Genomic DNA, 8,378 nt, shown 5'->3' on the forward strand with positions numbered 1-8,378 from the left:
GTACCTGCCCTGGTGAGCGTACACCACACCCAGGTAGTGGAGGGTGGTGGCCACAGAACGGTGTTCCTCTCCTAGCAAGGGTTTCCTAAGGTCTAAGGCTTGCTGGAAGAGGAGTTCGGCCTCTTGGTACCTGCCCTGGTGAGCGTACACCACACCCAGGTAGTGGAGGGTGGTGGCCACATATCGGTGTTGCTCTCCTAGGAAGGGTTTGTAAAGCTGTAAGGCTTGCTGCAAGAGGGGTTCAGCTTTTTGGTACTTGCCCTGGCGAGCGTACACCAAACCCAGGTTGTTGAGGGTGATGACCACAGAAGGATGTTTGTGTCCTAGCAAGGGTTTCCTCAGCTGTAAGACTTGCTGCAAGAGGCGTTCGGCTTTTTGGTATCTCCCCTGGCGAGCGTACACCAAACCCAGGGTATTGAGTCTGGTGGCCAGATTTAGGTGTTGCTTTCCTAGCAAGGATTTCCTCAGCTGTAAGGCTTGCTGGAAGACGGGTTCCGCCTCTTGGTACCTGCCCTGGCTCTCGTACAGTAAAGCCAGGTTTTTGAGGCTGGTGGCTACAAAAGGGTGTTCCTCTCCTAGGACTTGTTGCCGAATCCCTAATGCTTTTTCTGCTAGGGGGATAGCTTCTGAGTACTTTCCTTGTTGATTAAGCTGTAGCGCTTGCTTAGTAAGTCGATACGCTTCTAGTTCGCTTTCAATGACAAACTCAGTTAGCTCAGTTGATGGTGAGCTTTCTTGAGCTTGGGCTATACTCATCTGTACCCATGGTGCCACGGGAACTGCCCTTATCCCAATCACACCGACTACGGTCGCCGCTATCAGCCCTGGTTGGATTAGGATTTTTGCCTTCATCAACGATTAGCCCCCTAAAATCTTAACCATTTGTTGTTCCAGTTGACCTGCCCTGACCTGATCTCCTAAGGTTTGATAAACCTCTTTCCCTTTCTCTAGCCACGCTATCGCTTTATCCTTCTGGCCGATGATGGCACTGGTGATTGCCAGTCCCCCAAGCACTTGAGCTTGAGTGTCTAAATCTGCCGCTGCCTTGGCCAGTTCTAGGGCTTGCCGGTAACGCTTTCTAGCTAGGCGATTCAATCCTACGTGTTGGTAAATCTCCCCCAGAAGTTGATAAACCCGGAGCGACTCAGGTTGATCAGCCAAAGCGGTTTCCAGCAGGTCAATGGCTTCAGCGTTTAAGTCATTGCTGCGGTACAAATGAGCCAAGGCTAGTGCTTCTGCTGGCTTACTCAACTGCTTTTGCTTAATTTCCTCCGCTGCTGCCGATACCTCTTGGGCTTTTTCCTGATCGAGGATGCTAAACCCTGAATTCCCTTCCTGTTTAGAACTTTGGCCTTGGTAAGTCTTGACAATCAACCAATAACGAGCCCCTGGTTGTAGGGACTGCTTTCCTGAGTAAACTATTTCGGTTGCACTAGTTTGCTGCGTCCAATTCACCCCTGGACCAATCACCTTCACCTGGTAAGTGCTCGCGCCCTCAACCTGATGCCAGCGCAACAGCGGTTGCTGATTGAGCACGGAACTATCCCGAGGTCTGAGAATATAGGGAATCTCTGGATTATTGGTTGCTCTTTCAATCACTGTATCCCTGTCCGATTCCAATAGCTTTGGCTTTGAGGTAGGAGGACAGCCTTCAGAGACGATATAGTCTCTGCCATCTTCCGGTTCCCACTCTGTTAAGTTCTGGCACAGTACTTTGGCAAAGCTATTGCTGGCCAGTAAGAGATGATCCGTAGCTGCCAATGGCGCACTAATAAACGCTGGCTGATAATCCTGCCAGCTAGAACGCTTAAGTTTAACCTGACCTTGAGGACGAAGGGCCACAACTAGATTTAAACCATTTCCAATCGGACGAGCTGGTCTAGCTAAGCTGACTACCAAGCTCAGCCCCAGGACCAAGCCAATTAAGAGTTTCCATTTTTTCCATTGCATTAGAGTTTACCTGCCTTCTTTAACGCTTTGTGAGCTAAAATCAACCATTTCGGTTGATCGGGATTATCAATTGAACCTAGCTGAGAACACGTTTGCCATTGTTCAAGGGCTTCGCCATTGCGGGTTTGCTGTTCATAGACCTGAGCCAACAAACAGTGTGCTGAAGCGCGAGTTGTAATTTGTTCCAATCCCTCTGGTGTAGTGGCCAAAGCGATCGCTCCGGTTAGAATCGTCTCTGCTTGCTCTAGCTGCTTTTGTTGTAACAATGCCCAACCGAAATTTTTCATCAATTTATATCTAATCCTTGAGGGCTGATTTCCCGCCTGCTGTAAACTTTTCCACAACAGAGGTGTAGCCAATTCTGGTTTATTTTCCAATATCCACAAACGCGCCAAATTGTTCTGAGCCTTAATCAAATTCTCCTTAACAGCAAATTGATATTGACTCTTGGCTTTATCCAACTCTTGCAGGTCTTCGTAGAGGGACCCTAAATTATAGTGAGCCTTGGCATTATCTGGATCGAGAGCCAAAGCCTGAAGATAGTCAGCTTCAGCACCAGCCAATTGCCCCTGATGATATTTCTTGAGTCCCTGGTCGTTGTACCAATCGGAAAAAGCTGGTTTGTTCAACGATAATAAGACTATAATCCCAGACACGAATAATGTGAAAGCTAACTTGGCTTCTTGATGGTAAGGCTTGGGAATACACAACCTGTTGAGTAATTGTTCAAACCCTTTTTTTCCGGCCTGGGTCAGTTCGCTTCTGGCTTGCAATAGGGTTAAGATACTCGGAAACGCCACCACTGCTACTCCGGCAACCCCCGTGCCAGCACTCAGAAATCGGGGCACAATATCCACCAACAAGCTTAAATTAACTGTCCAACTGCCCACCGTCAGGCCTTTCCACAACCAATCCCACCGATCCCAGGGATGAAGTGGTGCCTCTGTTTCCAATCGCCACCACCACGCTGTTGCGGGAGGCTGAAAACTGTTTCGGTACTCAGCTAAGTCCATGACTTTGGTAATCTGCTCTGCTTTGCTCTTCAGCAGAGCGTCCAACTTAACCAGTTCCTGTTGATCAGTTGTAGATACGTGATTACACTGACTCCAAGCAGCCTGCACAGCATCCCTGGCATTCAAAATATCTAGCACTTCCTCTACTTGAGGAGATTGAGACTCTTTGAGCTTAGAGACTGCTTCTTCTTGAGGAGATTGAGACTCTTTTAGAAATCTCCAAAAATTAACCTCAAACCCTTGTAATGCCTGGGTCAAAACCGATTTTATGGAGATGTATTTTAGGTTAGAGACTGCTTCTTCTTGAGAAGATTGAGACTTTTTTAGCTTTTTGATTGCTTCTTGATAGCAATTAAGCGCAGTTTCTAGCTCAGAAGTAGTCATCACTAATTTCACGACTCCATGGCAAGGATGAGGGTGTAGCCAACAAAAATACCAGTTTTTAGCTCGTCGGATGGGCAAAAACTGTTTGGTTAAAATGAGTAGTCACGATTAAATTACTTTTCCCACACTACTGTAATTCCTATTTTTATCTCACGCAAGTCCCTGCTTTTTTTTGTTGGCGTAAAAAAATACAACTGTTTGGAGCAATAGTCCAGACAGTTGTTGAAGCAGGCACTGAAAGCTTTAGAGATATCCAAAAACTAAAGACTTAGATTTTTTTATGGTGAAATTAAATTTAATAATTATTAAATTCTTTTTATGAAGAAAAATAAGTCCAAGTTTCAGCTAGATTATAGCAGTGGTTTTAGGGAGTCGGGAGTCGGGAATCGGGAATCGGGAGTCGGGAATCGGGAATCGGGAAGAGTAGTCAAGATATCCGAAAACCAAACAACCTTCAACCAAACAACCTTTAACCAAACAACCTTCAACCAAACAACCTTCAACCAAACAACCTTCAACCAAACAACCTTCAACCTTCAACAACCCTCTTAACCCTTCAAAAATCAATCGCCAACAAAATCGTTTCCATCTCTTCCTTTGACAATCCCCCATGAGCGCCCAACTTATGTTGTTCAAAACGGTCTTCTTCATACCACCAAACCGTTTCATACTTATGGGGTAAAATCACTAAATTGCCTAACCGATTGAGCAATAGTGGCGACAGTTCACCTGTACCGAAATAGCCTTCTTCAATTAATGTCGTAGTGCGGTACACTGTTGCTCGATATGCCAACTGCTCCGTAAGCAAATCATAGACTTTATCCAAATGGTTTTCCTGAATGTACAACACCATATCCCGACATGACCCCGCTGGCACCAACAGTTTACCTTGGGAATTCCGTTTAATAAACTGCTCAATGGAAGGAGTAAGCTGATTCAAATAAATAGTAGTCTCTGGTGAAATCTCTATTTGTCCATGATCAGCCGTAATTAGTAATAATGTATTCTTCAGCTTACCAGCTACCTTCTGATATAAAAGTTGCTCCATGGTTAGCAAAAGTGTGCTAACTTCAGCCTGGAATTGTAGCGAGCAAGGACCGTATTTATGAGCCATCCCATCAACAGTATCCAAATACAGGAAAAAGTAGCTCTTCTGGGATTCAGCGATCGCTGCTTCAGTCAGGTTAACTAATGCTTCAGGAATGGTTTTGTAGGAAATAGTAGTTGCCCCATCACACACCACTCGTGAAAAGGGAGAGTAAGCATAATTGTAGTGTTGAAAACAATAGGATTGCACACCATACTGTTGCAATTTTTGATATAGAGTTTGGGTAGGGAAAAGGCTTTGCTCAGAAATGCCAGTAGTTTGCAAGGTTCCCCGTTGCTTATCACCCGCAAACGAAAACATCAAGGGAGCAATAATATCATCCAACAGCGGCTCATAGTAAAACCAATGGAAGACACCATTCTCACCAACCGGAAGCCCTGAGTGAATAGTACTGACATGAGCAGCAGTTGTGGAAGGAAACTGGGTAGTCAATTTAGAAGCAACACCTTCCACTACAAACCGCTTCAAAAATTCCGATTGTTCAACATAGTCTTGAAAAAAGCGCCACCCGAAAGCATCAACAAAAATCAGAATAACCTTATCATAACGTTCCGGTAATTCTCCTAATACACTCCTAGGTAAACCCATGTTTCCTTGACCAGTGAGCAGATGATAGATCATCTGGGGAATCTGGGAGAAACAATAGGAATCATAAAGGGGCTTACCAATGTTGTCATTTAGTCTAGCGTTTTCAATAGCTTTTAAGGATTCAGAGTTAATCATAGATAGCAAGGGAACAGGGAGTAGGGTGTAGGGTGTAGGGTGTAGGGTGTAGGGAATCGGGGAAAATACTGTTTACTTCATTATTACTAATAGAAGCGCTATTCTACAGGATTTATTAATAGATAATTTAACCTCCTGCTAATTTAGCATAGCACAAATAAAAATACAACTTTAGTTGAAGAGTTTCACGATTTACTATCCCCTATGCTACTCATTAAAAAAATGTGATGATCTGACAAAAAGTATAAGCGAATACTTCCTAGGGTTGATCATACTTATGATATAGCAATTCTACGAATTGTGAGGTACAAATATCTGGATTTTAGGGAGTAGGGAGCAGGGAGCAGGGAGCAGGGAGCAGGTAAGATAAACCCACCCCTAACCCCTCCCAGGAGGGGAAGGCAAGAGCCAATAGTCAAACAATTCTGTGTAGCTCAAAGTCCCCCTTATTAAGGGGGATTTAGGGGGATCTATTTGCACCTCATGGGAAAAATAATTCCTATATCCAGTAAAGTTTATTCCCCTGAATTACGATTACGAACTCCCGAAGTTGACTACTCATAAAAAAAACGCGATCTCTTGTGAGATGCGATCGCTTTCTTTAAATTACCGCTCTTAAAAAAAAAATTAAAACCCTTGACAATTTAATTTATAATCATTACTATTATAAATATAAGCAAAAAGCAAGAGGTTCACCTTATGCCTTCACAATTACCGCCTAACTCAGATAATAATCCTGACGAGTCTTCCCCAAAAAAAATCCCTGTTCAGCATATTTTAAAGGGGTCCCGCAAGGCCATACTTAATACGATGCATACCTTGTATGTACTCCGTTATACGGAAATTTCCGACTGGACTCCTCTTCAGGCGACAGGCATTCCGGGAGAGTTCATCACAATTACCGTCAAGTACTTGATTATCCCGTAAAACGTTAAATTCCTGGGGGGTTTTCCCCCCAGCAAAACCATCGGGTCTAATCTCATAGGCTCACGTCTGGATAGGTGAAAAAATTGAATGACATAAGGTAACATTCCTAGCCGTGGATAGTATTTCTGCGGCTATTTTTTTGGGGTTGAAAGTTAGCAGGTTGAAGGTTAGCAGATTGAAGGTTAGCGGGTTGAAGGTTTAAGGTTAGTTTTTGGAGGTTGAAGGTTAGTTTTTGGAGGTTGAAGGTTGAAGGTTATTTTGTTGGAGGTTATTGTGTTGGAGGTTGAAGGTTATTTTGTTGTTCGCGTAGCGTGGCCATTCGCGTAGCGTGGCCAATAGGCCAAGGCCAAGGTTGAAGGTTAGTTGGTTGAAAGGAATGCTTGATTTCAATTAGCTATAAGAATGCTGGGATTGGTGAGATTGTTTAATGCGATCGCGTAGGGTGGCCGAAAGGCGATCGCTCCCCACACTTTCCACACTTCCCAAATTCCCCACACTTCCCTTATTTGTTACAAATATGAGATGCACCGTGTATGGTCATGGGTGATTGAAATTTTTGTCTTTCTCCGTTATGATATTTAAAGTGGATTGTTTGAAAGTCAGTTTATCAGTCCTGATATGAACAGTTGATTGAAGTTAATCATTAAAAAGATTGTTATCTTAATTTTTATTAGTTCTGTTTACCTGTTTGACCTTGATTCAAGCTTCACCATTCGCCAATGCTAGTATTTTATGACGCTGCTGATCGATACAAGGGCTATATCAATGGTTGTTCCGTCTATGACGCTTATGATCGATACAAGGGCTATATCAAATGTCGTTGCGTCTATGACGCTGGTGATCGATACAAAGGCTATATCAATTGTCTTTCCGTCTATGACGCTTATGATCGATACAAGGGCTATATCAAATGTCGTTCCGTCTATGACGCTTATGATCAATACAAGGGCTATATCATTGGCGATGTAAATAATAAAGCAAAAGCTGGAGCAGGGCTGCTGCTACTGTGGCGAAATTAATCATAGAGGAGCAAGGGTGATAACTTCAACAGATATAGTACTGGTGGTGGGTGCTACAGGTGGGGTTGGACAGCTAACGGTGGCCAAGCTACTAGAGAAAGGTTTTCAGGTTAGTGTTCTGACTCGCAGTGCTGAAAAAGCTCAACAAATGTTTGATAACCAAGTAGAGATTATTGTTGGTGACATCCGCTATGCCTCTAGCCTCCCCTCTGCTATAAAAAATGTCACTCATATCATCTGTTGTACTGGAACTACTGCTTTCCCTTCTAAAAAGTGGGATTTCGACACCATAGATCAGGCTAAAGGATTCCCAAGTGTGATGGAGTGGCTCAAGATCTATCTCAACCCTAGCTACTGTCTTACTAAAGCCAAAAATAGTCCTGAGCAAGTTGATAGTATAGGAGTTAGCAATCTGGTAGCAGCAGCTCCTAAAGACCTCAAGCGGTTTGTCTTTGTATCCTCTTGTGGTGTGCTTCGCAAAGATAAACCACCCTATAGTATTCTTAATTCCTTTGGTGTACTTGATGCCAAAAAAAAGGCAGAAGAAATCATCATTAATTCAGGATTACCTTATACTATTATTCGCCCAGGACGACTAATCGACGGTCCATTTACCTCCTATGATTTAAACACTCTGTTGAAAGCGACAACAGGAGGAAAATTAGGGTTAGTATTAGGTACAGGGGATACTTTATCAGGTCAAACTAGCCGGATTGATGTCGCATCAGCTTGTGTAGAATCCATTACTAACTCTGTTACGGTCGGAAAAGTTTTTGAGTTGATAAATAGGGGAGCGAGACCATCAGTGATTGATTGGGCAGAGCTATTTTCTACTCTCGAGTAACTTAAGCGTTCAGCGGTCAGTGGTCAGCGGTCAGCGGCCAGCGGTCAGTGGTCAGCCGTCAGTGGTCAGCGGTCAGCTATTTTATTCAAAAGCACCTAAATTACTGTGGCACAGGCTTCGACGCTGTGACGTCCATAAGCTGTTCGCGTAGCGTGCGCGTAGCGCTTAAGCTGATAGCTGATAGCTGATAGCTGATAGCTGATAGCTGACGGCTGAATGCTTACCTCCCGACTCCCGATTCCCGATTCCCTACTCCCTGACGGGGTGACAAACAGCCTTAAAAGCTTTACGGGGTGTGGGGTGTGGGGTGAGGGCGAACGGGTAACCCACCCCTAACCCCTCCCAGGAGGGGAAGATCAGGAGCTGGCGGAGTGGCGACGGGACGGTTAAATCAGGTTTCGGAGCGATTG

General features: G+C 44.3%; 6 protein-coding genes. 1 reads left to right on the plus strand and 5 read right to left on the minus strand.

Features of this window, described 5'->3' with window-relative positions; translation table 11 throughout:
• The 5 genes from AC4II3_RS26485 to AC4II3_RS26505 form a co-directional block, all read right to left on the minus strand.
• On the minus strand, positions 1 to 852 hold an 852-nt coding region (locus AC4II3_RS26485; protein WP_490722937.1), incomplete at its 3' end, for a tetratricopeptide repeat protein.
• A 6-nt stretch (positions 853 to 858) separates the two neighbouring features.
• Positions 859 to 1,950 carry a tetratricopeptide repeat protein gene (locus AC4II3_RS26490; RefSeq protein WP_488012228.1) on the minus strand — a complete coding sequence of 364 codons (1,092 nt, stop codon included), beginning with the start codon at positions 1,948 to 1,950 and terminating at the stop codon, positions 859 to 861.
• Positions 1,950 to 3,347, minus strand: coding sequence for a tetratricopeptide repeat protein (locus tag AC4II3_RS26495; RefSeq protein ID WP_488012230.1), 1,398 nt, complete (start codon positions 3,345 to 3,347; stop codon positions 1,950 to 1,952). Before AC4II3_RS26495 ends, AC4II3_RS26490 begins: the two co-directional genes overlap by 1 nt.
• Before the next feature lie 350 nt (positions 3,348 to 3,697).
• Positions 3,698 to 3,880 carry a hypothetical protein gene (locus AC4II3_RS26500; protein ID WP_488012232.1) on the minus strand — a complete coding sequence of 61 codons (183 nt, stop codon included), beginning with the start codon at positions 3,878 to 3,880 and terminating at the stop codon, positions 3,698 to 3,700.
• 23 nt (positions 3,881 to 3,903) lie between these two features.
• Positions 3,904 to 5,178, minus strand: coding sequence for an alkaline phosphatase family protein (locus AC4II3_RS26505; protein ID WP_488012234.1), 1,275 nt, complete (start codon positions 5,176 to 5,178; stop codon positions 3,904 to 3,906).
• A gap of 1,965 nt (positions 5,179 to 7,143) precedes the next feature.
• On the opposite strand from AC4II3_RS26505, the gene AC4II3_RS26510 reads away from it, so the two are divergent.
• Entirely contained in the window at positions 7,144 to 7,968 is an 825-nt protein-coding gene (locus AC4II3_RS26510) for an SDR family oxidoreductase (protein WP_488012236.1), read from the plus strand.
• Positions 7,969 to 8,378 lie beyond the last annotated feature (410 nt).

The organism is Moorena sp. (assembly GCF_982860115.1).

Coding starts and splice junctions, on each gene's coding strand:
- AC4II3_RS26490 (WP_488012228.1), bottom strand. CDS start 1,950: ATGCAATGGAAAAAATGGAAACTCTTAATTGGCTTGGTCCTGGGGCTG.
- AC4II3_RS26495 (WP_488012230.1), bottom strand. CDS start 3,347: ATGACTACTTCTGAGCTAGAAACTGCGCTTAATTGCTATCAAGAAGCA.
- AC4II3_RS26505 (WP_488012234.1), bottom strand. CDS start 5,178: ATGATTAACTCTGAATCCTTAAAAGCTATTGAAAACGCTAGACTAAAT.